The following is a 21953-nucleotide window of genomic DNA, read 5'->3' as shown; positions in this document are numbered from 1 at the left end:
GGAGATACCGTGATATTCGTACGTTCGTCAACAATGATGTGTTTCAAAAAACGTTCGAACTACTCGAACATCAGTTGTCGTGCCACTCGGGGTCTCTGTCTTCGAAGAACGCGTCGATTCCTTCGTTCTTGTCTGGACTTCCGAACAGTTGTGCGAACAGTTCTGCCTCGTATTCGATTCCTTGTTCGAGGTCCATCCGCGAGGCGGCTTTGACCGCTTTCTTGGCGAATTCGAGGGCGACGGGACTCTTGGTCGCCATCATCTCGGCGAGTTCGTACACACGGTCGTCGAATTCGTCGTCGCCGTAGACTTCGTCGACGAGTCCGATGTCAGCCGCCTCTGTCGCGGAGATGAGTTCTCCAGTGAGGATGAGTCGCATCGCGTGTCCCTCTCCGACGAGACGGGGGAGTCGCTGCGTTCCGCCACCACCGGGCATGATTCCAAGATTGATTTCGGGTTGGCCAATCTTCGCTCGCTCGTGGGCGATGCGGACGTCACACGCCTGTATCAACTCACATCCGCCACCGAGGGCGTGGCCATTGATGCGGGCGATGACGGGCTGTTTGAGGTCGTCGACGTACTCGTACACACGTGGTCGCTTGCTCGCCTCGCGCTGTTCGAGCATGTCCCGTTCACGGAGCTCGGTTACGTCGGCGCCGGCGACGAACGCCTTCGCCTCGTCTGCACCGGTGAGGACGACGACGCGTGCGCTACTCTCTTCGATGGCGTCGAGGACGCGCTTCAGTTCCGCACGGAGCGTCCCGTTGAGCGCGTTTCGTGCATCGGGGCGGTTCATCGTGACGGTGACCACGCCTTCGGCTCTGTCGTCGACTGCGACGTCGACCGTCTCGCACTCCGCGGCGACTGCTTCGACGTCGGTCATCTGCTCATCACGTCCTCGCTCACGCCGACGATTTCGCCGTCTTCCCAGACGTAGAAGCCTTCACCGGTCTTCTTTCCGAGTTTCCCTGCGCGGACCTTCCGCTTGAGAATCTGCGGTGGGCGGAAGCGCTCACCGAGCTCCTCACGGAGGTACTCGAGGATGCCGAGTCGGACGTCGAGGCCGACGACGTCGCCGAGTTCGATTGGACCCATCGGGTGATTGTAACCGAGTTCCATCGACGCGTCGATGTCTCGTGGTGATGCGACGCCCTCTTGGACCATCCGCATGGCTTCGACACCGAGTGCGACGCCGAGGCGCGACGAGGCGAATCCGGGCGAGTCACCGACCTCGACGACCGCCTTGCCGATTCCTTCGACGTACTCGGTCGCGAAGCCGAGCGTGTCGGCGGCTGTCTGTTCGGCGACGACGACTTCCACGAGGCCCATGATGTGGACAGGGTTGAAGAAGTGAAGACCGATGCCCCGCCCCGGGTCGTCGAGCGCGCTCATAATCTCTGTGACGGACAGCGACGACGTGTTCGACGCGATGATGGTGTCGTCGCCGACGAGGGACTCCACGTCGCTCACCGTGTCCCGCTTCAGGTCCATGTTCTCCGGAACAGCCTCGATGACGAGGTCTGCACCGGCGACTGCGTCCTCCAGAGACGTCGTTCCAGAAATCCGTTCCAAGGTCGCCGACATCTCGTCCGGCGTCACCTTGTCCCGGTCGACACCACCCTGCAGATTCCGCTCGATGGCGTCCAAGCCGTTCTGGACGTACTCGTCTTCGATATCTCGCATGGTAACCTCGTGGCCGGCCATGGCGGACACCTGCGCAATCCCGTGTCCCATGGTTCCGGCGCCGAGTACACTAACGTGCATTATTCAAACAGGACTCGGGAACCATCATAATCGTTTGCCTCTTTTCTAACGAAGGTTCAAGACAGATGGTGCCACACCTGTCTGTATGAGCGGTTCCACCGAGCGAGCAGTCATCGTCGACGCAGTGCGAACGCCACAAGCCAAGAAAGACGGCGGATTCGCTGACCTACACTCCGAAGAGTTGGTCATCTCGGTTCTCGACGCACTCGTCGACCGAACTGGCGTTCCACCCGAGGAGTGGGTCGACTTCCGACTTGGCTGTGCGAACCAAGAAGAAGAACAGGGCCGAAACCTCGCACGACAGTCACTCTTGGCCGGTGGCTTCCCCGAGTCGGTGCCGGGCGCGACGGTGTCGCGTCTCTGTGGGTCGTCGCTGACAACGCTCAACGACGCCGCCCGCGCGATCGAGGCGGGCGATGGGGAGGTCTATCCCATCGCTGGCGTCGAACACATGTCCCGAGTGCCGTTCTCCGATTGGCTCCATCCAGCACTGCAAGCGCGATACGACGGCGGTGAGTCGCTCTCGATGGGAATGACCGCAGAGACGGTCGCTCGACGATACGACATCGCTCGCACCGACCAGGATGCATTCGCGCTTCGGTCACACGAACGGGCAATCGGAGCGCGTTCCACGGGACGGTTCGACGACGAAATCGTCCCTGTCGAAACCCCCGATGGAATGGTCGAACACGACGAAGGGCCGCGGGAGGACACGTCGATGGACGTTCTCGAATCGCTCCCCACGGTCTTCGCTGACGACGACGCAGCGTCAGTCACCCCCGGCAACGCGTCACCGTTGACCGACGGCGCGGCAGGTGCGCTCGTCACCGCAGAACGCTACGCCACGGAGAACGACTTGCCAGTCCTCGGGCGTGTCGTCTCGCGCGCAGTGGTCGGTGTCGACCCCGAAGAGATGGGTATCGGTCCGGTGCCAGCAACTCGCGCTGCCCTCGACGAGGCCGGACTGACGATGGATGACATCGACCTCGTCGAACTCAACGAGGCGTTCGCGTCACAGAGTCTCTACTGCAAACGCGAACTCGGTATCGACGACGAGAAGTTGAACGTCAACGGCGGCGCAATCGCCCTCGGGCATCCACTCGGGTGCTCTGGCGCACGCATCGCGACCACGCTCCTCCACGAACTCGACCGTCGTGATGGCCAGTACGGCCTCGCGACGATGTGTGTCGGGTTCGGACAAGGTGTCGCCACGGTGTTCGAACGACCCTAAAAACAGCGAGTTGTGAGGACGCGGAGATGGACGGATGCTACCGCTGGGCCGCCGTCGGAATCACTTTGAAGCCGTACCGAATGACGCCTTCTTGCTTGTATATGCGGCGCGGCACGGCCTGTATCCGTTCGCCGATTGCCGGCGTTCCGACAGGCGAGTCGACCACTTGCGCAGGGACGCTGACTGACTCTTCACCGTCGGGGCCGTCGAACGCGACGACAGCGACAGCGAACGACCCAGAACGTTGTTGCTGTTCGACGAACTCAGGCGGTGCCCCACCTTGGCCGATTGCTGTCGCCGCCTCGACAGTCCCCTCGCCCGAGAGTGGCGTGTCGTCGTAGCCAGCGAGCGACCCGCATTCAGCGCACGCCCCCTCTGGAGGGAACGCAAGCGAGTCGCACTCACGACAGCGTCCTGCGACGAGTCGGTGTCGTTGCGGAATCGTCTGTCGCCACGTCGGCACGCTCACGTACGCGCCACCGCCTTCGGGTTCTTCGCCTGTGATCGTTCCACGCCGTCGGAGTGCTTCGGCGTACGAGAGTTCGGTGTCACCGTCGAGGACTGCGTCGACCGGCGTCTCTGCTGTTGCGGTGAGGGAGAGTGCAGTTGCGCCTGCCCCACCGCCCCATCCGACGATGAGGACTGACTCTGCTCCGTCTTCGAGTGCGGATGCGAGGCCGAGGAACGGTCCTGCTGCGCCGGTATCGCCGGTCTGAGAGACGACTGTGCCAGCGGCGATTTGAGCAGTCGAGGCGCCCATGGTTCGTGCGGCGCGGTATGGGAGCTTCCCATCTGGTGACGTGAGTGCAGCAGCATCGACGTCCGAGACGTCCACGTCGAGAGCGTCCACGGCGCCGCCGACTGTAGACGTGTACGCGTCGCGCTCGTATTGGGTGATACCGATAGATTCTGTCTCGCGCTGGCCGCGCTGACGGAACCGCGTTCCGGGGTATGGGTCGCTGAACTCGCCGACTGCGTCGACGGTTAGCGAGCCATCTTCAGTGAGTACGAGGGCAGCAGCGCCTGCGCCAGCGGCGGCGCCTTCGTCGCTCTCAGGTGCACCTTGTGGACTGTCGGCGACGACGACGAGTGCCGGGCCGGAGACGTCGAGCGTTGCGGCGAGGGCGACTGCACCAACTTGTGTTCCGCCACCGTACTGTCGCGTCGTTGCCGCCGAAGAGACACCGAGGAGTGATGCGAGACGAACGGTTGCTTCTTCTTCGCCGGCCGGTGGCGTCGTCGTTGCAAAGGCGAGGTGAGTGATATCGCCCGCATCCACGTCGGCGGCCGCGAGTGCTCGTCGTCCGGCCTCGGTGCCCATCGTGAGCGTGTCTTCGTCGGCGTCCGGAACAGCCATGCGTTCGACACCTGCGGCACCGCCTTTGCCCCACGCCTCCCGGTACGAGTCCGCAGAGAGATACAATCGAGGGACGTACGCGCCGACGCCGGCAATCGCGTTCATAGGACACCTCCTTCGAGGACGTGAACGACTGCTGCACCGCCGGACCCCCCAACGTTGTGGGTAACACCGACCTTCGCACCCGACACCTGTCGGTCGTCGGCGTGGCCGGTGAGTTGTTTGAACGCCTCGACGGCCTGTCCTGCACCGGTGGCTCCGATGGGGTGTCCCTTCGACTTGAGGCCGCCAGAGGGGTTGACGGGTAAGTCGCCGCCCAACTCGGTGACGCCCTCGTCGATGAGTTCGGGCGCTCTACCGCGCTCACAGAATCCGAGGTCTTCGTACGCCATGAGTTCGGCGATGGCAAAGCAGTCGTGTACTTCGGCGAAGTCAACATCCTCAGGTCCGAGGCCCGCCATTTCGTAGGCGGTCTCGGCTGCCTGTGCCGACGACTGAATGGAGGTGTAGCTGTCCCGCTGGAAGAGACCGACGCGTTCGGAGGCGGCCCCAACGCCTGCCACACGAACTGCGTCGTCACAGGTGCTGGCCACGTCTTCGCTGGCGACGATGACCGCTGCAGCGCCGTCGGAAGTCGGACAGCAGTGATAGAGGTTCAACGGGTCGGCGACGACGGGTGCGTTTCGTGCGTCGTCGAGGGAACACTCGAATCCGAGATGGGCTTTAGGATTCTTCGCCCCGTTCGCGTGGTTCTTCACCGCGACTTTGGAGAAGTGGTCGGGAGAGGCGTCGTAGGTGTCGAGGTAGGCCGAGGCCATCTGAGCGTAGACGCCGGAGAACGTCGTTCCCGTGAGGCGCTCCCACTCCGTCTCACCACTCACACCGAGCCAGTACTTCGCCACGTCGCCGCTCATGTCGGTCATGACTTCGTACCCACCGGCGAGGGCTACGTCGGCCATCCCGCTTTTGACCGCCTGCACCGCCTGTCGCACAGCGTATCCGCTCGCTGCACAGGCGTTTTCGATTCGGGAACAGGGGACACCGTGGAGTCCAACGTGTTCGGTGACGGCGGGGCCAGATAGACCGAGTTGCCGGCCGCCGACGCCGAGTGACCCGACGACTGCTTCGTCTACGTCGTCGGGGCCGACGCCGCTCGCGCTCTCGATTGCCTCCTCGAAGGCCGTCGCGAACAGCGACCGGTAACTCTCGTCCGGGAACGCACCATACTTCGATTGGCCCGCTCCGACAATGTACGCGTCTCGCATGGTAGTCGCTTGCGTGTCCCCCGCGAAATAGGTTCGCCTCCAGATGACGGTGACCCAACTGCATCACGTCCCACCCGAGTGCGTTGAACCGACCGCATCATTTTTATCATATTCTATCATCGGGTTCAACTGTAAATGGTATTCGATAGCATGGAGGTCGCCTCACGAGACGAACTTCGGGAGGTCCAAGACGAGCGTCTCAAGGAGATGGTGCAGACCGCATACGAGAACGTCGACTACTACCGTGAGATGTTCGACGCCGAGGGTCTCACACCGGACGACATCGAGAGCGTCGAAGACCTCTCGAAACTCCCGTTCACGACGAAAGAGGACTTCCGTGACTACTATCCGACGGGCATGTTCGCCGTCGATATGGAGGACGTCGTGCGTATCCACGCCTCTTCGGGGACGACCGGAAAACCGAAAATCGTCGGCTACACCCAAGCCGACCTCGACGTGTGGAGCAAGGCAGTCGCGCGATGTCTGGTCGCCTCGGGAATCGGCCCAGACGACATCGTCCAGAATGCGTACGGATACGGGCTGTTCACCGGAGGTCTCGGACTTCACCAGGGTGTCGAAGAACTCGGCGCGACGGTCATCCCCATCGGCGGGGGGAACACCCAACGGCAAGTCGAGATGCTCGCGGACCTCGGAAGCGACGTCATCTCGTGTACACCGTCGTACGCGCTCTACCTCGCAGAAGTCGCCGAAGATATGGGCTACGACCTCAGAGAACTCCCCCTGCGAGTCGTCATCTTCGGTGCAGAGCCATGTACCGAACCGATGCGCAAGGAGATCGAAGAGCGCCTCGGCGTCACCGGCATCGACATCTACGGCCTCTCCGAAATCGTGGGCCCCGGGGTCTCTATCGAATGTGAACAGCAGGATGGCCTCCACATCTGGGAGGACTACTTCTACCCGGAGATAATCGACCCGAACACCGGCGAACTCGTCGAAGAGGGCGAAGAAGGCGAACTCGTGTTGACGACGCTGTCGAAACAGGCGCTTCCCGTTCTTCGGTACCGCACCGGTGACCTGACCCGACTGAACTACGACACCTGTGAGTGCGGGCGAACTGCTGTTCGTATGGACAACATCACGGGCCGCTCGGACGACCTCATCATCATCCGCGGGGTCAACTTCTACCCCAGTGAAGTCGAGTCGGTCGTCCTCGAGTTCGAGGAGGTAGCGCCACACTACCGCATCGACATCTCGCGTGAGGACAACCTCGACAAACTGAAAGTGACCGTCGAAGTCGTCGACGACTTCGATGGGTCCATCAGCGACCTCAAAAGCCGAATCACCAAACGACTCTCGAACGTGCTGTCGTTCACGCCCGACGAACTGAACCTCGTCGAGTACGGGAACATCGCCCGCACCGAAGTCGGCAAGGTCCAACGCGTCTACGACCACCGCGGCCAGTAGTTCTCGGGTCGTTTTTCGCAGTTCTCTCTGCTCTCTCTGCTCTATCCGCCCCTTCAGCGACCGGGCTTGTAGACGCGACCACGGAACGTAGCGATTCGGTCGCCTGCGTCGTCGGATACGACGACTTCGTACTCCGCTGTGCGGCCGCCGAGGTGAGTCTCCTCGGCGACGGCACGGAGTGTGTCGCCCACTTCGGCCGCCGCAAGGTAGGAGATGTTCGTCTCCAGTGCGAATGCTGCATCACCATGACTGTTCGACGCCGCTGCGAAGGCTGCGTCGGCGAGCGTGTAAATGGACCCTCCGTGTGGCGTCCCGTGGAAGTTCAGGTGGTCTTCGTCGATGGTCATCGTCGTCTCTGCATACCCCTCGCCGACGTCTGCGAGGTCGATTCCGACACGCCCACAGAACGGGTCGTTCGACGCACGGTCACGTATCTCTGCGTGCTCGTCTGCTGCTGGCATGTGAACACACTCACCGTCACTGCTCAAGTAGGCATCGACTGTCAGGAAAGATAAGTATGTAAAATTCTTTATCCAGTGGGGGTGACGGATGAGTATGGCATACAGCTACGAACCGCACTACTTCGAGGACTTCGTCGAGGGCAAAGAGTTCGAAAGCGTCGGTCGGACTGTCACCGAAGCGGACTTCATGATGCACTCGGCGCTCTCGGGTGACTGGACGGAACTCCACACCAACAGTGAGTACGCCGAAGACACCCAGTTCGGCCAGCGTATCGCCCACGGTCCGATGACGTTCGTTCAATCGACGGGATTCGTCTATCGCTCGGGTATCGTCGAGCGCACGGCCATCGCGTTCCTCGGCATGAACTACATGGACCTCCCGAACCCTGTCTTCATCGGCGACACGCTCTCGCAGACGATGGTCGTCACCGGGCAGAAGGAACTCAGCAGTCGTGACGACGCGGGCCTCGTCACCATCGACGTCACGATGACCAAACAGGACGGTACCGTCGTCCTCGAAGGCGACATGAAGTTCCTCATCAAGACGAAAGCCGCCGACGAATAACCTCGTTCCAGAACGACGGCGTGCTGACGAACGGTCGACGACTCACCGATGGTCGGCGACTCACCGATTTTTCAACGGCTCACCATGGACGAAGAGTGCGCCGTCGTCACCCTTCTCCCTGTAGTCGTCGTGGTACTCCATCAGTTGGAAGAGGGCCCCAGTTGGATTCCGCGGCGAGACGAACGCTTCGGTCCACCCGTCTTCGACAGCGTACCCGACGACACGCTCGCCTGCGGCTTCGAGTAGGTCGACTGCCGTGTCGATGTCGACCACTTCGAGGGTGACGTGGTGGAGCCCTGGACCGTTCTCGTCGAGATACGTAGTGAGGAACGACTCACCTTCGACGGGTGCGATGAGTTCGAGCCGAGATGCGTCGCCGAGTACGTACGTCGCCCACTCGAAGCTTCCGTCGGTGACAGTCTCACGGTGGACACGCTCGCATCCAAGGGCGAACAACGTCTGTTCTGCACTGTCGACGTCGCGGACTGCGATTCCCACGTGGTCAACGCGCGCGGGCGGCATGCGCCTCCCGTCACTGGTGTCCGTCGTACTCTCGTCGTTGGTTCCCGTCATGCCACACCATCGCCGTCCCGAACTATTAATAGTCGAGGTAGATACTCACTGGCATGGAAATCGGGACCGGCCTGTTCACGTGTCAGCGACGGCCAGACGACGACCGACCGATGGCAGAGCTATACGACGAGATGTTGACGCTCGGGCGTGCAATCGACGATGCGGGCCTCGCGAGCGCGTGGGTGTCTGAACATCACTTCATGGAAGACGGCTATCTCTCTGGAACGATGCCGGCGCTCGGCGCACTCGCCGCGGTGACAGAGAACATCGAACTCGGGACCTGCATCGCACTTGCACCGCTGTACGACCCGATTCGCCTCGCCGAAGATACCGCGACCGTCGACCTGCTCTCTGGTGGGCGGACGACGCTCGGACTCGCCATCGGGTCGAATCCACGAGAGTTCGACGCGTTCGACGTTCCTCGCGACGAACGTGTGGAGCGCCTCGCTGATACCGTCGATATTCTCAGAGACGCGTGGTCCGACGGGCAGGTCGAACACGACTCTCCGTTCCACGAGGGTGTGACGGGTGTCGATATCACGCCAAAACCGTCGCGCGACGTTCCGATTATGCTGGGCGGGGCGGCGAAGCCCGCCGTTCGGAGGGCGGCCCGAACCGCCGACGCGTGGTGTGCGCCGTCGTCACTCTCGATTGGTGGGTTGAAGAAGCGGGTCGAGGACATCAGGAACGTTCGTGAGCAGGAAGGCCTCGACGGCGACTTCACCATCTACGTGCTGCAACACGGGTTCGTCGATGACTCGAAAGAAGCGGCGTGGGATGCGATGAAAGACGGCTATCTGTACATCCAGCGCCGATACGCCGAAATCTTCTCTGGCGAGGACGTGCCGGAGCTCTCAGACGAGCGTCGGGCGGAACTCAAAGAACAGGCGATATTCGGGACGCCAGAAGACGTCATCGACGAACTCGAACAGTACCGTGATGCACTCGGTGACGACATCCACTTCATCTTCCGTACGTACCACCCCGGAATCGGGACCGACCGGATGGTCGAATGCATCGACCGACTGGGTTCGGACGTCGTACCGCACTTCTCCTGACACGTTTGCACCACCCCCCGGTATTCTTGTTTGCGCACCAACGCAAACCTTTAAACGTGAAGGTTATCATGTTACTTATGAACATACACCATGACGAGAGAGGAGTATTCGTCGAACGGTGGCCATGGGCCTCGTTCGTCTCGACGACGGTTCGTACAGGCGGCAGGGTTGGCTGGTGTTGCTGGACTCACTGGGGCGGCAGGCTGTCTCGGCGGAGGGGGTGGCGGCGGCACGAACTCCATCACCTACGGAGTGATCAGTCCGATGACTGGGCCGTACGGTGGCCTCGCAGTCGGGCAACGAAACGGCGCAGAACTCGCTATCAAGCACGTCAACGAGAACGACGACCTGGACGTCGAGATCACCGGCGTCTACGAAGACACCGAAGCTGACCCGTCGACTGGCCGACGGAAAGCACAGTCTGTCGTCGAACAGGACGGTGCGTCGTATCTCATGGGTGCGATTTCGTCGAGTGTCGCCCTCGCACTCAACGAGTTCGCCAAGGAAGAGGAGATTATCTACAACCCCGGCGGGGCCGCAGTCCCCATCACCGGGTCGAACTGTAACGAGTGGGTGTTCCGAACGGAGACGAACACCGCACAGATGGCAGAGGCGGTCTCCGACTACACCGCAGAGAACCTCGGGACGAAAGTCTGGTTCCACATCGCCGACTACGCGTACGGTGAGTCGGTGATGTCCCGGGTGGAAAAACGGATGGCAGACGGTCACGACATCGAAGTCGTCGGCCGAAGTCGGTCGCAACTCGGTTCGACGAACTTCAACTCCTACATCAGTCAGATTGCCAACTCCGACGCAGAAGTCGCCGTACTTGGGATGACTGGTGGTGACCTCATCAACTTCGTCAAGCAGGCGGCGAGTCAGGGTCTCAAGGACGACGTGAACCTCATGTCACCGACGATGACGTTCTCTGTCGTCCGCGGCGCACTCGGTGAGGCGGCGTACGGAACCTACGGCGGGGTCCGCTACTTGCCCACCCTCGAGACTGGTGACAACCAGTCGTTCGTCGAAGCATACCGTAGTGAGTACGACTCGGACCCGGACAACTTCGCCCGGACGGCGTACATGTCGATTCGGATGACCGCCCACGGAATCGCGGAAGCAGGTTCGACCGATCCGGCAGAGGTCAAAGACGTGCTTCCGGGCCTGGAGATGGACACTATCTACGGAACGAACCAGTTCCGCGACTGTGACCACCAGGCTATGAACCCCGTGTGGCCGGGCGAACTCGTCGCTCCGGACAGCGGCAGTGGCCCGGCGGCGGTCAAACTCGGTGACATGATCGACGGTGTCGACGCACTGCCAGACTGTGGCGAACTCGGCTGCAACCTCTAAGCATGTCTGTCGCCAGCGCTGTCGCAGAGCAGGTCCTCAACGGCCTCGTCGTCGGGATGGTCTACGTCCTCCTCGCTGCGGGACTGTCGATTATCTTCGGCGTGATGGACGTCATCAACTTCGCCCACGGCGAACTGTTCGCACTCGGTGCGTACTTCGCGTTCGCCATCGCCGGGCCACTGGGAGGCGCCGGCTTCTGGGTCGCCCTCGTCGTCGCACCACTTCTCGTCGGTGTCGTCGGAATGGGTATCGAGCGACTCACAGTGAAACGGCTCTACGGTCGTGACCCACTGTATCATATCCTGTTGACGTTCGGTCTCGTCCTCATCATCAACGACCTCATCACGTCGGTGTGGGGGAAGTCGGCCAAGCCGTTCCCCATCCCGGCGATTCTCGACCAGCCAGTCGCGCTGTTCGGGTTCAACTACTCGCTGTACAACTACGGCATCATCATCTTCGGGTCGATTCTCGCCCTCGCTACGTGGCTTCTCCTGAACCGGACTCGGTTCGGGATGATCATCCGTGCAGGGTCAGAAGACCGCGAGATGGTCCGCAACCTCGGCATCAACATCGACCGGTACTACACGCTGACGTTCGGATTCGGAGCGGCACTCGCTGGCGTAGCGGGTATCGTCCTCGGTGCGTTCCAGAACGTCAGTCCGACGATGGGGTCGAGCGTCATTATCCCAGCGTTCGTCATCGTCGTTCTCGGTGGCCTCGGGTCGTTCCGCGGTGCAGTCGTCGGCGGTCTGTTCGTCGGTGTCGTCCAGACGCTCGCGCGAACCTACACGCCGTTCCTCGAAGGACTCATCGTCTTCTTGCTGATGATTGTCGTCCTCGTCGTCCGCCCGAAAGGGCTGTTCGGCACCAACATCGGCGCTGGTGAGCACCACGACGGTGCACTGCTTCACGGTGCGGGCGGCGGGGTGCTCTCGTCGGAGACACGGGCGAAACTCGGATACGCCGCCGTCGGCGTGCTCGTCCTCGTGCCGTTCTTTGCCGAGTTGACCGGCGTCACCTACTCGGTCACGCTCCTCGAAGACATCCTCATCTGGGCGTTGTTCGCGCTCAGTCTGGACCTCGTCCTCGGGTACGCAGGCCTCGTCTCGCTCGGCCACACGCTGTTCTACGGCGTCGGTGCGTACGCGTCAGTGTTGACGCTCATGCACCTCTCGCCGTCCGTGTTCGTCGCGCTACTCGCAGCGATTGTCATCTGCGCCATCATCGCGTGGAGTGTCGGCTATCTCTCGATACGAGTGTCCGGCGTCTTCTTCGCCATGATTACGCTGGCGTTCGCGGAGTTGTTCTACAACGCCGTGTTCAAGTTCGACTTCACTGGTGGGTCTGACGGACTCTTCGGTGTGGACGTGTTCTACGGCTTCGCCGGCATCGGCATCGACCCCAGTGAGTTCGAAATTCCGCTCGGCATCATGACCATCGACGGTGGGATGATACAGTACTACTTCCTCCTGTTCGTCGTCGTCGGGTCGTACCTGTTGGCACGACGCCTCATTCGTGCCCCCTTCGGGTCGGTCCTTCAGGCGATTCGCGAGAGCGAAGAGCGGGCGTCGTTCATCGGCTACGACGTGACAGCGTACAAACGCCGTGCGTTCGTCGTCTCCGGCGGACTCGCTGGTCTCGCCGGCGGGTTGTTCGCCGCGAACAACGGCTACGTCGCACCATCGTTCCTCCACTGGATCAACTCCGGGGAGGTCATCGTGATGACCGTGCTCGGTGGAATGGGGACACTCTACGGGCCGATGATTGGCGCAGGCGTCTTCGTCGCCGCAGAGGACATCCTCTCGTCGTACATCGACCAGTGGCGCCTCGTCATCGGCGTGCTGTTCGTCCTCTTCGTCATCTTCGTCCCGCGTGGACTCGTGTCGCTCCCGAAGACCGTGTCAGAACACCCGATGTTCGAATCGACGATTCGCGACCGTACCAGCGTCAACGATGCGGAGGTAGAACGCAATGACTGACTCGATACTCAAAACGCAGAATCTCACGAAGGAGTTCGGCAAACTCGTCGCCGTCGACGACGTGAATCTCGACATCGAACGTGGCGAGTTCCGGAGCCTCATCGGCCCGAACGGCGCCGGAAAGACGACGACGTTCAACCTCCTCACCGGAGCGCTCCGACCAACTCATGGGTCCGTGACGTTCAACGGAGAAGACGTGTCTGGATTGCCACCGCACAAACGTGTGCGGCGCGGACTCGGGCGCTCGTTCCAGATTACGAACGTCTTCTCGGGGTTGACCGTCCGTGAGAACGTTCGACTCGCTGCACAGGCTGCTCGACACCAGGGATTTACACCCGTCGAGGAGTTCCTCGACCGGAAAGACTCGTTCGACGACGTGAACGAGCACACCGACCGCGTCCTCGAACGCTCCGGGTTGCTGGGTCGTGGCGACGAACTCGCCGACGTGATGGCCTACGGTGACAAACGGCGTCTCGAAATCGCCATCGTCCTCGCGACAGACCCCGAGATGGTCCTCTTGGACGAACCGACGGCGGGGATGAGCGCCGAAGAGACACGTGAGACGATGGACCTCATCGACGAGGTGCTGTCGGACCGGACGCTCCTACTCATCGAACACGATATCGACCTCGTGATGCGGGTCTCCGACCGTATCACGGTGCTTCACCGCGGACAGGTTCTCTCTGAGGGAACACCCGACGAAGTCTCAGAAGACCCAGAGGTCCGCGAAGCGTACTTCGGAGGTGTCGAAGCATGAGCGACCGCGACACGCTCCTGTCGGTTCGAGACCTCGTCTCGGGCTACGGGTCGACGCGAGTCCTTCAGGGCGTCGACCTCGACGTCGAACGCGGGTCGGTCGTCACACTCATCGGCCGCAACGGTGTCGGCAAGACGACGACGCTTCGGAGCATCCTCGGGAGTGTCACGCCGACGAGTGGCTCCATCACGTTCGACGGGACGGACATCACGATGTTGTCGCCCGAAAAGACCGCCCGAGAGGGAATCTCGCTCGTCCCCGAAGAACGACGCGTGTTCCCTGGTCTCACCGTCAGCGAGAACGTCGAAATCGGTCGTATCGGTGGCCGACAGGACATCGACAAACCGACCGTCGAAGAGATAATCGACGAGTTCGAGAACCTCGCCCGACACCGCAACAGCAAGGGTGCGAACCTGTCTGGTGGTGAACAGCAGATGCTCGCCATCGCTCGTGCCCTCGTCTCGGCACCCGACCTGTTGATGCTGGACGAACCGACCGAGGGGCTCGCCCCGTCGATCGTCAAACAGGTCCAGCGCAAGATCACACAGTTGAACGACGAGGGCGTCACGATTCTCCTCGTCGAGCAAAACGTACAGGTGGCACTCGACGCCGCCGACTACGTCTACATCCTCGACAAGGGACAGGTCGTCCACGAGGGGCCCGCCGACGAGATTGCCGCAGACGACGAGATTCTCGACCGCTACCTCGGCGTCTCTGCAGCCGAATAGTTTGGTCGCACATAATTTTTTGTGATAGTACGGAGGACAACTGAACGATGGGTGTCAGTGACGAGGCCGACGTGACACGACTTCCGCGGTCGGAGTTACGTCGGCTACAGGACGAACGAGTACGCCACGTCGTGGAACACGCCTACGAGAACGTCGAGTTCTACCGAAACAGGCTCGACGCAGTTGGTGTGTATCCAACCGATATCGAGGGCGTCGAGGACCTCTCGAAACTCCCGTTCACGACGAAAGAGGACTTCCGGGACGAGTACCCAACGGGCATGTTCGCCGTCGACATGGAGGATGTCGTGCGTATCCACGCCTCCTCTGGGACGACCGGAAAGCCGAAAATCGTCGGCTACACCCAAGCCGACCTCGACGTGTGGCGTGAGGTCATCTCACGTGGCTTGCGTGGAGCGGGACTGACGAGCGCCGACTCGTTACAGAATGCGTACAGTTACGGCCTCTTCACTGGTGGCTTCGGGTTCCACGACGGCGCGACAGAGATGGGTATGACCGTGATTCCAACGGGCGGTGGAAACACCCAACGACAGGTCGAGATGCTCGTGGACCTCGACGTCGATTCTATCTGCCTCACGCCGTCGTACGCACTCTACCTCGCGGAGGTCGCCGAAGACATGGGACACGACCCTGTCGACCTCCCGCTGTCGACGATTCTCTACGGTGCAGAGCCGTGTACTGAACAGATGCGGCAGGAGATAGAGGCGGCGTTCGACGCGACGGGCATCGAGAACTACGGCCTCTCGGAGATAATTGGGCCGGGTGTCGCTGTCGAGTGCCTCGAACAGTCCGGGATGCACATCTGGGAGGACCACTTCTACCCGGAGGTCATCGACCCCGACACCGGTGAACCAGTCGGCTACGGTGAGGAAGGAGAGCTCGTGTTGACGACGCTCACCAAGCACGCCCTCCCGGTGCTTCGCTACCGCACGGGTGACCTGACGACCCTCGACGACGAGACGTGTGCATGTGGTCGCACCGCCGTCCGTATGGACTCCGTCACAGGGAGGGCAGACGACTTGCTCATCGTTCGGGGAGTGAACCTCTATCCGAGTGAAGTCGAGGCGGTCGTCCTCGAATTCGACGAGGTCGCCCCATACTACCGAATCGACCTTCGGCGAGAGAACTCGCTCGACCGACTCGACCTAACGGTCGAACTCACCGAAACATTCGATGGCTCACGAGCGGACCTCGAACGTCGCATCCGCTCCCGACTCTCGAACGTACTCTCGTTTACTCCAGACAGCGTGACGCTCGTCGACCCAGGTGGCATCGAGCGCACGAAGGTCGGGAAAGTAAAGCGCGTCTACGACCACCGGTGAGGCTTCCCGAGATGAATCACCCCACAGACGACGAAACCAACTTAACATACACCTGAGATAGACAGCTATGGACATAGAGGAATTCTTCGAGAGCATGCCGTTCGCCCAGTTGCTCGGCGTAGAGATTACCGAAGTCGATGATGGACACGCAGAGGGATACATCGAGATGCGCGAGGAGTTGTCGTGGAACGCCGACCGAGTAATGGCACACGGCGGCGTCACGTTCACCCTCGCGGACACTGTCGGCGGTGCAGCGCTCGTGAGCCGGGTCGACCAACCCGTACCCACCATCGACATGCGAATCGACTATCTCGCGGCGGGAACCGGTGACCTTCGAGCAGAGGCGGACGTCGTCCGTCTCGGAGGCGACGTTGGGACTGTCGACGTCGACGTGTATGCGACGACGGACGACACGCTCATCGCCACTGCACGAGGCGTGTACAAGACCGGGTAGCTGACTCTTCGAGTACGTTGCTACCGAGTCGAGAGACGGGACGTCTATCGAATTTTCCACTCACCGACGTTCTCGTACAATGTCACGTACCGAATAACCAAGGAGGAGCTGGAGAACTCGACATTCGAGGTTACCCCCTTCTCGCCGAGAGACGAACCTGAGAACGCCCTGACTCGGCAGGCTGACGAATTGTGGTTGACGAATTGCGGTGCCAGACTAGCCAGTACTCAGTGGTAGTGTACGAAAAAGCAGTGTCTCCGACGGTGGAGAGGCGGTGATTAGCCGAACTTCTCGAACGGCTCCTGACAGTCGTTGCAGAAGTGCATCGACCGGCAGAGTGAGGGACCTTTCGGATGCTCTCGAACGGTGTTCGTGCCGTCACAGTACGGACACTGTGCAGCCTTCGTCTCGCCTGACGTCGTGACGCTTGGGTCGAGTGAACGTCGCATGGTTACACACTCAGCCCGAAGTCACGGAGGTCTTTTTTGCCCTGCTCGGTCACCATCGAGATGGACCACGCCGGACTCCACATGAGGTTGACGAGCACGTCCTCGACGCCGTCGACGGCGGCGACAGCGTTCCGGATGTCGTCTTGCAGCATGTTTCGGGCCGGACAGCCAGTGTACGTGAGGGTCATGTCGATTCGTGCCTCGCCAGATTCGGCATCGACTCCGACCGCATAGATGAGACCCAGGTCGACGATGCTGATGGGCATCTCCGGGTCTTCGACCGAGTAGAGCGCGTCCCAGACGTCTCGTTCGAGGCCGACTGCACCGTCGCCGGTCGCCGGAAGTTCGTCGTGGACGGGGCCTTCCGTGTAGTCTGTGTGCGCGCAGTACTGCGCGTCGGTCGGGTCGGAGTCGAGGTTACTACTCATCGTCTGGGTCCTTCATTATCTTCGCTGCCTTGTGGCGGCCGAGTTCACGGTAACTGCGCGTGAAGTCTTCGTGCAGTTCGAACCAGGCGTCGGTGTGTGACGTGTCACGCCCAACTTCGTCGGGAAGGTCGAGGTCTGCGTGGTGCACGTCGTACTGTTCTGGAAGTTGTGCTTCCTCCACGTGGAGACCGTTTGCTTCGAGCGTCGGGACGACTTCGTCCAACCACGCTTCACGCATCGAGAGGAGGTTCTCGGTGCGCAGGCCGAGGTCGTCGATACGGTCTTCTACCTCTTCGTCAGTTGGTGCGAACAGCGTCAACGCGTACGGGAGGAGTCTGTCGACGGCGTCCTGCATCCGTGCTCGCGTGTCGTCGTCTTCACAGAGACGTTCGAGCCAACTTCGGGCGTGTTCACGGTGGTACCGCTCTTCGGAGAGGACTTTCTCCACGCGGTCACGGAGTCGTGGGTACGACGAGTCTTCGAGCGCCTGGAGTCTGATGAACTCTGCTTCGTCGTAGAGGTACGACCGCACGATGACGTCTGCCCAGTCACCGTCTGCGAAGGGGAGTTCACAGAGTGTGCTGTGGCGCCACGCGGCTGGGTCGCGCTCCCAGATGAGGTCGGGCTCGTCGTACCCGAAGTCCTCCAAGAGGTCGTACCAGAGTCGCGCGTGACCGAGTTCGTCCTGTGCGATGTTCGCGAGTGCGAGGTCCGACTCCAGCGTCGGAGCGTAGACCTGCCACTCAGTGTATCGGTCGGCGATGACGAACTCGTCGTCCGCCAGTCTGTACAGGAGCATCTCGACGGCTTCGCGCTCCTCGTCAGAGAGCTCTTGTGGGCCTGGAAGTTGTTTTGCTGCTGCCATTAGTCGTCACCGTCCACGACGGCACGCCGCTGTCGTTCTGCCTCTGCCTGTTCGTCCTCGGATTCGGCCACTTCTTCGGCCGCGGCCTCGAACTGGTACGTCATCGCCCAGCGGTACGACTTGTCCGTCGTTCCGCCGAACGCGACGTCTTCAGTGTCGACCTCGCCAATCTCTCGCTGTGGGACGACCCACAGACTGTTGGTGGGCATGCGTCGGCCGTGCTGTATCTCTGCGAACAGCAACGCCATCTCGCGGTCGGGTGCGTGGACGTTGCCGCAATGCGTGTGATAGTCGCCTGCTTTCTTTTGTCGGAAAACTTCCCAAATCATCGAATCACCTCTCAGTCTGCCGCCTGCTGGGTCGTACTGCCATACAGGCGCTGTTCGTGGTTGTCCATCGATTCACGAACCCACGCGACTGCTTCCTGACCAGCCTTGCGGGCGTCGATTTGACCGCGTCCGGGTTCGTACTCGTTCTTCGCGATCTGGAAGAACTCGTCCCAGTCGAGGTCCTCTTCGTGGACGTTGTAGGTCCCATCGTCGTTCTTCTCGATGCGCGGCGTGTCCGGAATCTCGAGGCCGTACTTCTCGGCTTTCGGGATGTACGTGTTGAGGAACGCACGGCGAAGTTCGTCGTTGGACTTCTGCTTGAGGCCGACTTCACTCGCGAATCCGTGGTGCGTCGACTGCTTGTCGGTCGGACCGAAGAACTGGATGATACGTGGCCACCACGTGTTGAAGGCCTCTTGGGTCATCTCCTGTTCTTTCTTCGACCCGGTCATCAGTTCGTGGAGGATTGCCTCACCGTGCTTGACGTGGAAGCCCTCTTCGAAACACACCTTGTCCATCGCGTGGGCGTACGGTTCCCAGGAGGTGCTCTTGAGCGTCGCCTGCCGTCGCATCGCCGCGCCGTCGACGAAGAACGCAATCATGGGCGTCTCGACCCACGACTCCATCGGGTAGTGGAAGCAGTTGAGGAACTTCCCTTCACCGTTCGCCAGTTCGTCGAGCATCTCGTCGCGCGTCTTGATGCCGAGACTCTCGGCGGCACGGTAGAGCAGTTGGCCGTGTCCAATCTCGTCTTGCGTCTTCGCCGAGAACGCGAGCTTGCGTTCGAGACTCGGTGCCTGGCGGATGAACGGTCGTTCGAGGTACGCACCCATGATTTCACTGTTCGCGTGGAACTGTATCATCCGGGTCGCAGCCTTGCGATACTCCTCCGGCATATCGTCCTTCGGGGAGAACTCGCGCGGTCCAGCCCGTTGTTTGACAGTTTCGAGGTCCATCGGTATACACAGAACTATCACGGATAACCACTTACGAATTGGCCAGTCTATAGACTGCCTTTTTATACCCTCGGTGTGTAGAACTGACCGAGTTGATTCATCGGTGATAGATGAGTGTCTCGTTGCAGAGTTCCGCATCGACGGGGACGATTGTCCACTCGCGAGAGCGACCACGCGTGTCCCAGTCACCATCGAAGCGAATGCTCCCCAACTTCGTGCCGATGGAAACGTCCTCCTCCACTTTTCGGGGCCAGCGGACGACCGGCTTTCAGCAGTTCTCGACGAGGACGAGAGCATCCGGTATCTTCACGTCACTCATACCGATGGCGGCTACACCTACCGATGTCTCGCGAAACACCCGTGTGTCGTCCACGAGCTCGTAGACGTGGGGTTCCTCGTCGAATCGATGGAGTACAGCAACGGTGGCGCGACGATGCGAGGCGCCGTCGTCGGGAACGAGGTGCTCCGCGGTGTGATGGAGAAGGCAGCACAGACTGTCGGTATCCAACTTCAGCGCGTCTACCCACTCCGAACCGACGACGAGTCGGCGATTGGTCGTGCATGGGACCTCACACCGGCACAAGAAGAGAGCCTCCACGTCGCCTACGAGATGGGCTACTTCGACCTCCCACGAACGATTACCGCAGCGGACGTAGCCGAGGAACTCGGCATCAGCAAGTCGGCGTTCCTCGAGCGACTTCGACGCGCTCAGCGGTCGTTGTTCGGCGTGTTGTTCGGATAGGCTGGGGCGCTTGGTTAGTCGTACCCGCCACGAATTTCAGGGTGGCTATTTATCCGGTGTCCGTGTAGCGAACGTATGCGAGTCGAAGACGAAGATGGCGTTCGGACAGTGACGTTCGACCGCCCCGAGGTGAAAAATGCGTTCACTGCCGATGTGGCACGTGAACTCTCCGCAGCGCTCGAATCGGTAACGTCGGACAACTTCGACGCCGTCGTGTTGACGGGTGACGGTGACGCGTTCAGCGCGGGTGGAGATATCGAGGCAATGGCTGAACGTGACGAGACTGCGCGTGAGGCGTACCAGCGCGTCCGTGACACACTCGGTCGAGTTGCGGAGGCGATTCTCACTGCACCGGTTCCTGTGGTCGCACGCGTCAACGGTGATGCCGTCGGTGCTGGCATGTCCGTCGTCGCCGCCTGTGACTTCGCGTACGCCGTCCCAGACGCGCGGTTCGCTGCATCGTTCGTCAACGTTGGGCTCGTCCCCGACGCCGGAGCAACCGTGACGCTTCCCGAACTCGTCGGACTTCGCGCGGCGAAAGAGTTGGCGTTCACTGGTAAACTCATCTCTGCCGAACGCGCCGCCGAACTCGACTTGGTAAACGAAGTCGTCGATGCAGACGAGCTCGACGATGTCGTCGACGAGATGGTTCAGACGCTCGCCTCGCGGCCGACCGAAACACTTGCGCTCGCGAAAGAAGCAATCCACGCCAATCTCGGGCGTCCGTGGCGAGACGGCCTCGAACGAGAAGCACAGGCACAGACACTCGCGTACGATACTGAGGCCCACGAAGAAGGAGTTTCAGCGTTCTTAGAGAAGCGACGGCCGAATTTCGACTGACGGTCAGTCGAGTCCGAGGAACCGCTCGGCGTTCTCCCAGAGAACCTTCCGCTTGACCTCGTCGGAGGCGTCGAAGTGTTCGTCGAATGACTCGAACCACCGCTCCGGACGAATCATCGGGTAGTCCGTCCCGAACATCACCTTGTCCTGCAGCACGGTCTTCGCGTAGTGGAGGACCTGGTCGTCGATGTACTTTGGAAGCCACCCGGAGAAGTCCATGTAGACGTTGCCCTTCTGCTGGCAGATGGCGAGTTGTTCTTTCTCCCACGGGAACGCCGGGTGTGCGATGAGAATCTGGAGGTCGGGGTGCTCTGCTGCCACGTCGTCGATGAGCATCGGATTGCCGTACTTGATTTTCAGTCCACGACCACCGGGCGACCCCGCCCCGAGCGTCGAGTTCCCACCGTGGAAGATGACGGGGACGCCGAGGTCTTCTATCGTGTCGAAGAGTTGGGTGTGAGCGTCGTCACTCGGGTCGAACCCCTGTGCAATCTGTTGGAACTTGAACCCGGAGAGACTCAGGTCCTCGACACAGCGGATGGCTTCATCGACGCAGTCATCCTTCAGGGGGTCGACGCTCCCGAATCCGATGAAGAAGTCGGGATACTCGTCACGGACCTCGGCGACGTAGTCGTTCGGCACTGGCGGGTTGCCCGTGTTCGTCTCGGCGTCCCACCCGAGGAGGATTGCCTTCCCGATCCCGTACTCGTGGTACTCCTCTATCATCGCCTCGTAGTCCCACGTCTCCATCTCGGTGCCGAACTTCTTCGCCGCGTCTTGCATCATCTCACCACCTGCGTCCCGGAGGAACTCCGCCGTCGGTTGGTGTGCATGCGTGTCGATGATGCGCGGCTCGTCGAGCGAGTCTCTCACGGACATTGGTAGACGACAGTCGCGTGACGACAAAAATCGAACGGGCATACTCACAGACTAAGAGAGGGATGGGTGGGTGTGACGGTGATGGCGGCCGACGCGTACTGTGTTTCTATCGTCTCCGTCCTAAACTACCAGCCAAACTTCTTAGGGGAACTGTG

General features: G+C 61.0%; 24 protein-coding genes. 12 read left to right on the top strand and 12 right to left on the bottom strand.

Features of this window, described 5'->3' with window-relative positions:
- Window positions 1-70 precede the first annotated feature (70 nt).
- Entirely contained in the window at window positions 71-883 is an 813-nt protein-coding gene (locus GJR98_RS16885) for an enoyl-CoA hydratase/isomerase family protein (protein ID WP_151139909.1), read from the bottom strand.
- The gene (locus GJR98_RS16880) at window positions 880-1764 is read right to left on the bottom strand and encodes a 3-hydroxyacyl-CoA dehydrogenase family protein (RefSeq protein ID WP_151139908.1); all 885 of its coding nucleotides are present in this window, start codon (window positions 1762-1764) and stop codon (window positions 880-882) included. The genes GJR98_RS16885 and GJR98_RS16880 overlap by 4 nt, the downstream gene beginning before the upstream one ends.
- Before the next feature lie 85 nt (window positions 1765-1849).
- Between GJR98_RS16880 and GJR98_RS16875 the strand changes: the two genes are divergently transcribed.
- Entirely contained in the window at window positions 1850-2995 is a 1146-nt protein-coding gene (locus GJR98_RS16875; RefSeq protein ID WP_151139907.1) for a thiolase family protein, read from the top strand.
- Between the two features lie 37 nt (window positions 2996-3032).
- Here GJR98_RS16875 and GJR98_RS16870 read toward each other — a convergent pair whose 3' ends face one another.
- Together GJR98_RS16870 and GJR98_RS16865 are read right to left on the bottom strand one after the other, a co-directional pair.
- Complete coding sequence (locus GJR98_RS16870; RefSeq protein ID WP_151139906.1) at window positions 3033-4457, bottom strand: zinc ribbon domain-containing protein; 1425 nt, start codon at window positions 4455-4457, stop codon at window positions 3033-3035.
- On the bottom strand, window positions 4454-5617 hold the full coding sequence (locus GJR98_RS16865; protein WP_151139905.1) for a thiolase domain-containing protein: 1164 nt from the start codon (window positions 5615-5617) through the stop codon (window positions 4454-4456). The genes GJR98_RS16870 and GJR98_RS16865 overlap by 4 nt, the downstream gene beginning before the upstream one ends.
- 135 nt (window positions 5618-5752) lie before the next feature.
- Here GJR98_RS16865 and paaK (GJR98_RS16860) point away from each other — a divergent pair, with 135 nt between their 5' ends.
- Window positions 5753-7042 (top strand): phenylacetate--CoA ligase PaaK, encoded by a 1290-nt coding sequence (paaK, locus tag GJR98_RS16860; protein ID WP_151139904.1) that lies wholly within the window; start codon window positions 5753-5755, stop codon window positions 7040-7042.
- A gap of 53 nt (window positions 7043-7095) precedes the next feature.
- On the opposite strand, the gene paaI is transcribed toward paaK (GJR98_RS16860), so the two are convergent.
- Complete coding sequence (gene paaI / locus GJR98_RS16855; RefSeq protein ID WP_151139903.1) at window positions 7096-7503, bottom strand: hydroxyphenylacetyl-CoA thioesterase PaaI; 408 nt, start codon at window positions 7501-7503, stop codon at window positions 7096-7098.
- Window positions 7504-7597: 94 nt separating this feature from the next.
- Between paaI and GJR98_RS16850 the strand changes: the two genes are divergently transcribed.
- On the top strand, window positions 7598-8068 hold the full coding sequence (locus GJR98_RS16850) for a MaoC/PaaZ C-terminal domain-containing protein (RefSeq protein WP_151139902.1): 471 nt from the start codon (window positions 7598-7600) through the stop codon (window positions 8066-8068).
- A 60-nt stretch (window positions 8069-8128) separates the two neighbouring features.
- Here GJR98_RS16850 and GJR98_RS16845 read toward each other — a convergent pair whose 3' ends face one another.
- On the bottom strand, window positions 8129-8641 hold the full coding sequence (locus GJR98_RS16845) for a VOC family protein (RefSeq protein ID WP_151139901.1): 513 nt from the start codon (window positions 8639-8641) through the stop codon (window positions 8129-8131).
- Window positions 8642-8694: 53 nt separating this feature from the next.
- Between GJR98_RS16845 and GJR98_RS16840 the strand changes: the two genes are divergently transcribed.
- From GJR98_RS16840 to GJR98_RS16810, 7 genes are all read left to right on the top strand, one after another.
- A complete protein-coding gene (locus GJR98_RS16840; protein ID WP_151139900.1) occupies window positions 8695-9699 on the top strand; it encodes an LLM class flavin-dependent oxidoreductase in 1005 nt (334 codons plus the stop codon).
- A gap of 168 nt (window positions 9700-9867) precedes the next feature.
- Window positions 9868-11052, top strand: a complete 1185-nt coding sequence (locus GJR98_RS16835; RefSeq protein ID WP_151139919.1) for an ABC transporter substrate-binding protein — start codon at window positions 9868-9870, stop codon at window positions 11050-11052.
- A 2-nt stretch (window positions 11053-11054) separates the two neighbouring features.
- Entirely contained in the window at window positions 11055-13031 is a 1977-nt protein-coding gene (locus tag GJR98_RS16830; protein WP_151139899.1) for an ABC transporter permease, read from the top strand.
- A complete protein-coding gene (locus GJR98_RS16825) occupies window positions 13024-13788 on the top strand; it encodes an ABC transporter ATP-binding protein (protein ID WP_151139898.1) in 765 nt (254 codons plus the stop codon). Before GJR98_RS16830 ends, GJR98_RS16825 begins: the two co-directional genes overlap by 8 nt.
- Entirely contained in the window at window positions 13785-14516 is a 732-nt protein-coding gene (locus GJR98_RS16820) for an ABC transporter ATP-binding protein (RefSeq protein ID WP_151139897.1), read from the top strand. Before GJR98_RS16825 ends, GJR98_RS16820 begins: the two co-directional genes overlap by 4 nt.
- A 47-nt stretch (window positions 14517-14563) precedes the next feature.
- The gene (gene paaK / locus GJR98_RS16815) at window positions 14564-15856 is read left to right on the top strand and encodes a phenylacetate--CoA ligase PaaK (RefSeq protein ID WP_151139896.1); all 1293 of its coding nucleotides are present in this window, start codon (window positions 14564-14566) and stop codon (window positions 15854-15856) included.
- Between the two features lie 67 nt (window positions 15857-15923).
- Window positions 15924-16310: a PaaI family thioesterase gene (locus GJR98_RS16810; protein WP_151139895.1), complete on the top strand. Its 387-nt coding sequence runs from the start codon at window positions 15924-15926 to the stop codon at window positions 16308-16310.
- Between the two features lie 278 nt (window positions 16311-16588).
- On the opposite strand, the gene paaE is transcribed toward GJR98_RS16810, so the two are convergent.
- Genes paaE through paaA form a run of 5 tightly spaced genes read right to left on the bottom strand, consistent with a single transcriptional unit; the run spans window position 16589 to window position 19337 of the window.
- The gene (paaE, locus tag GJR98_RS17570) at window positions 16589-16759 is read right to left on the bottom strand and encodes a 1,2-phenylacetyl-CoA epoxidase subunit PaaE (protein ID WP_191965517.1); all 171 of its coding nucleotides are present in this window, start codon (window positions 16757-16759) and stop codon (window positions 16589-16591) included.
- 2 nt (window positions 16760-16761) lie between these two features.
- The gene (gene paaD / locus GJR98_RS16805) at window positions 16762-17187 is read right to left on the bottom strand and encodes a 1,2-phenylacetyl-CoA epoxidase subunit PaaD (RefSeq protein WP_151139894.1); all 426 of its coding nucleotides are present in this window, start codon (window positions 17185-17187) and stop codon (window positions 16762-16764) included.
- Complete coding sequence (gene paaC, locus GJR98_RS16800; RefSeq protein WP_151139893.1) at window positions 17180-18052, bottom strand: 1,2-phenylacetyl-CoA epoxidase subunit PaaC; 873 nt, start codon at window positions 18050-18052, stop codon at window positions 17180-17182. Before paaC ends, paaD begins: the two co-directional genes overlap by 8 nt.
- Window positions 18052-18381 carry a 1,2-phenylacetyl-CoA epoxidase subunit PaaB gene (gene paaB / locus GJR98_RS16795; protein ID WP_151139892.1) on the bottom strand — a complete coding sequence of 110 codons (330 nt, stop codon included), beginning with the start codon at window positions 18379-18381 and terminating at the stop codon, window positions 18052-18054. The genes paaC and paaB overlap by 1 nt, the downstream gene beginning before the upstream one ends.
- An 11-nt stretch (window positions 18382-18392) precedes the next feature.
- Window positions 18393-19337, bottom strand: coding sequence for a 1,2-phenylacetyl-CoA epoxidase subunit PaaA (paaA, locus tag GJR98_RS16790; protein WP_151139891.1), 945 nt, complete (start codon window positions 19335-19337; stop codon window positions 18393-18395).
- Between the two features lie 103 nt (window positions 19338-19440).
- Here paaA and GJR98_RS16785 point away from each other — a divergent pair, with 103 nt between their 5' ends.
- Together GJR98_RS16785 and GJR98_RS16780 are read left to right on the top strand one after the other, a co-directional pair.
- The gene (locus tag GJR98_RS16785) at window positions 19441-20079 is read left to right on the top strand and encodes a helix-turn-helix domain-containing protein (RefSeq protein ID WP_151139890.1); all 639 of its coding nucleotides are present in this window, start codon (window positions 19441-19443) and stop codon (window positions 20077-20079) included.
- A 75-nt stretch (window positions 20080-20154) separates the two neighbouring features.
- The gene (locus GJR98_RS16780; RefSeq protein ID WP_151139889.1) at window positions 20155-20919 is read left to right on the top strand and encodes an enoyl-CoA hydratase/isomerase family protein; all 765 of its coding nucleotides are present in this window, start codon (window positions 20155-20157) and stop codon (window positions 20917-20919) included.
- 3 nt (window positions 20920-20922) lie between these two features.
- On the opposite strand, the gene GJR98_RS16775 is transcribed toward GJR98_RS16780, so the two are convergent.
- The gene (locus tag GJR98_RS16775; RefSeq protein WP_151139888.1) at window positions 20923-21798 is read right to left on the bottom strand and encodes an amidohydrolase family protein; all 876 of its coding nucleotides are present in this window, start codon (window positions 21796-21798) and stop codon (window positions 20923-20925) included.
- Window positions 21799-21953 lie beyond the last annotated feature (155 nt).

Origin of the sequence: Haloferax marinisediminis, from assembly GCF_009674585.1 — an archaeon.
GTDB lineage: Archaea > Halobacteriota > Halobacteria > Halobacteriales > Haloferacaceae > Haloferax > Haloferax marinisediminis.
The sequence above is the reverse complement of the archived record's forward strand: the minus strand, read 5'-3'. Positions and strand labels throughout refer to the sequence as shown.

Excerpts from the sequence above, each read along its gene's own strand:
- GJR98_RS16885 (WP_151139909.1), bottom strand. The coding sequence starts at position 883 with ATGACCGACGTCGAAGCAGTCGCCGCGGAGTGCGAGACGGTCGACGTC.
- GJR98_RS16880 (WP_151139908.1), bottom strand. The coding sequence starts at position 1,764 with ATGCACGTTAGTGTACTCGGCGCCGGAACCATGGGACACGGGATTGCG.
- GJR98_RS16875 (WP_151139907.1), top strand. The coding sequence starts at position 1,850 with ATGAGCGGTTCCACCGAGCGAGCAGTCATCGTCGACGCAGTGCGAACG.
- GJR98_RS16870 (WP_151139906.1), bottom strand. The coding sequence starts at position 4,457 with ATGAACGCGATTGCCGGCGTCGGCGCGTACGTCCCTCGATTGTATCTC.
- GJR98_RS16865 (WP_151139905.1), bottom strand. The coding sequence starts at position 5,617 with ATGCGAGACGCGTACATTGTCGGAGCGGGCCAATCGAAGTATGGTGCG.
- paaK (WP_151139904.1), top strand. The coding sequence starts at position 5,753 with ATGGTATTCGATAGCATGGAGGTCGCCTCACGAGACGAACTTCGGGAG.
- paaI (WP_151139903.1), bottom strand. The coding sequence starts at position 7,503 with ATGCCAGCAGCAGACGAGCACGCAGAGATACGTGACCGTGCGTCGAAC.
- GJR98_RS16850 (WP_151139902.1), top strand. The coding sequence starts at position 7,598 with ATGGCATACAGCTACGAACCGCACTACTTCGAGGACTTCGTCGAGGGC.
- GJR98_RS16845 (WP_151139901.1), bottom strand. The coding sequence starts at position 8,641 with ATGACGGGAACCAACGACGAGAGTACGACGGACACCAGTGACGGGAGG.
- GJR98_RS16840 (WP_151139900.1), top strand. The coding sequence starts at position 8,695 with ATGGAAATCGGGACCGGCCTGTTCACGTGTCAGCGACGGCCAGACGAC.
- GJR98_RS16830 (WP_151139899.1), top strand. The coding sequence starts at position 11,055 with ATGTCTGTCGCCAGCGCTGTCGCAGAGCAGGTCCTCAACGGCCTCGTC.
- GJR98_RS16825 (WP_151139898.1), top strand. The coding sequence starts at position 13,024 with ATGACTGACTCGATACTCAAAACGCAGAATCTCACGAAGGAGTTCGGC.
- GJR98_RS16820 (WP_151139897.1), top strand. The coding sequence starts at position 13,785 with ATGAGCGACCGCGACACGCTCCTGTCGGTTCGAGACCTCGTCTCGGGC.
- paaK (WP_151139896.1), top strand. The coding sequence starts at position 14,564 with ATGGGTGTCAGTGACGAGGCCGACGTGACACGACTTCCGCGGTCGGAG.
- GJR98_RS16810 (WP_151139895.1), top strand. The coding sequence starts at position 15,924 with ATGGACATAGAGGAATTCTTCGAGAGCATGCCGTTCGCCCAGTTGCTC.
- paaE (WP_191965517.1), bottom strand. The coding sequence starts at position 16,759 with ATGCGACGTTCACTCGACCCAAGCGTCACGACGTCAGGCGAGACGAAG.
- paaD (WP_151139894.1), bottom strand. The coding sequence starts at position 17,187 with ATGAGTAGTAACCTCGACTCCGACCCGACCGACGCGCAGTACTGCGCG.
- paaC (WP_151139893.1), bottom strand. The coding sequence starts at position 18,052 with ATGGCAGCAGCAAAACAACTTCCAGGCCCACAAGAGCTCTCTGACGAG.
- paaB (WP_151139892.1), bottom strand. The coding sequence starts at position 18,381 with ATGATTTGGGAAGTTTTCCGACAAAAGAAAGCAGGCGACTATCACACG.
- paaA (WP_151139891.1), bottom strand. The coding sequence starts at position 19,337 with ATGGACCTCGAAACTGTCAAACAACGGGCTGGACCGCGCGAGTTCTCC.
- GJR98_RS16780 (WP_151139889.1), top strand. The coding sequence starts at position 20,155 with ATGCGAGTCGAAGACGAAGATGGCGTTCGGACAGTGACGTTCGACCGC.
- GJR98_RS16775 (WP_151139888.1), bottom strand. The coding sequence starts at position 21,798 with ATGTCCGTGAGAGACTCGCTCGACGAGCCGCGCATCATCGACACGCAT.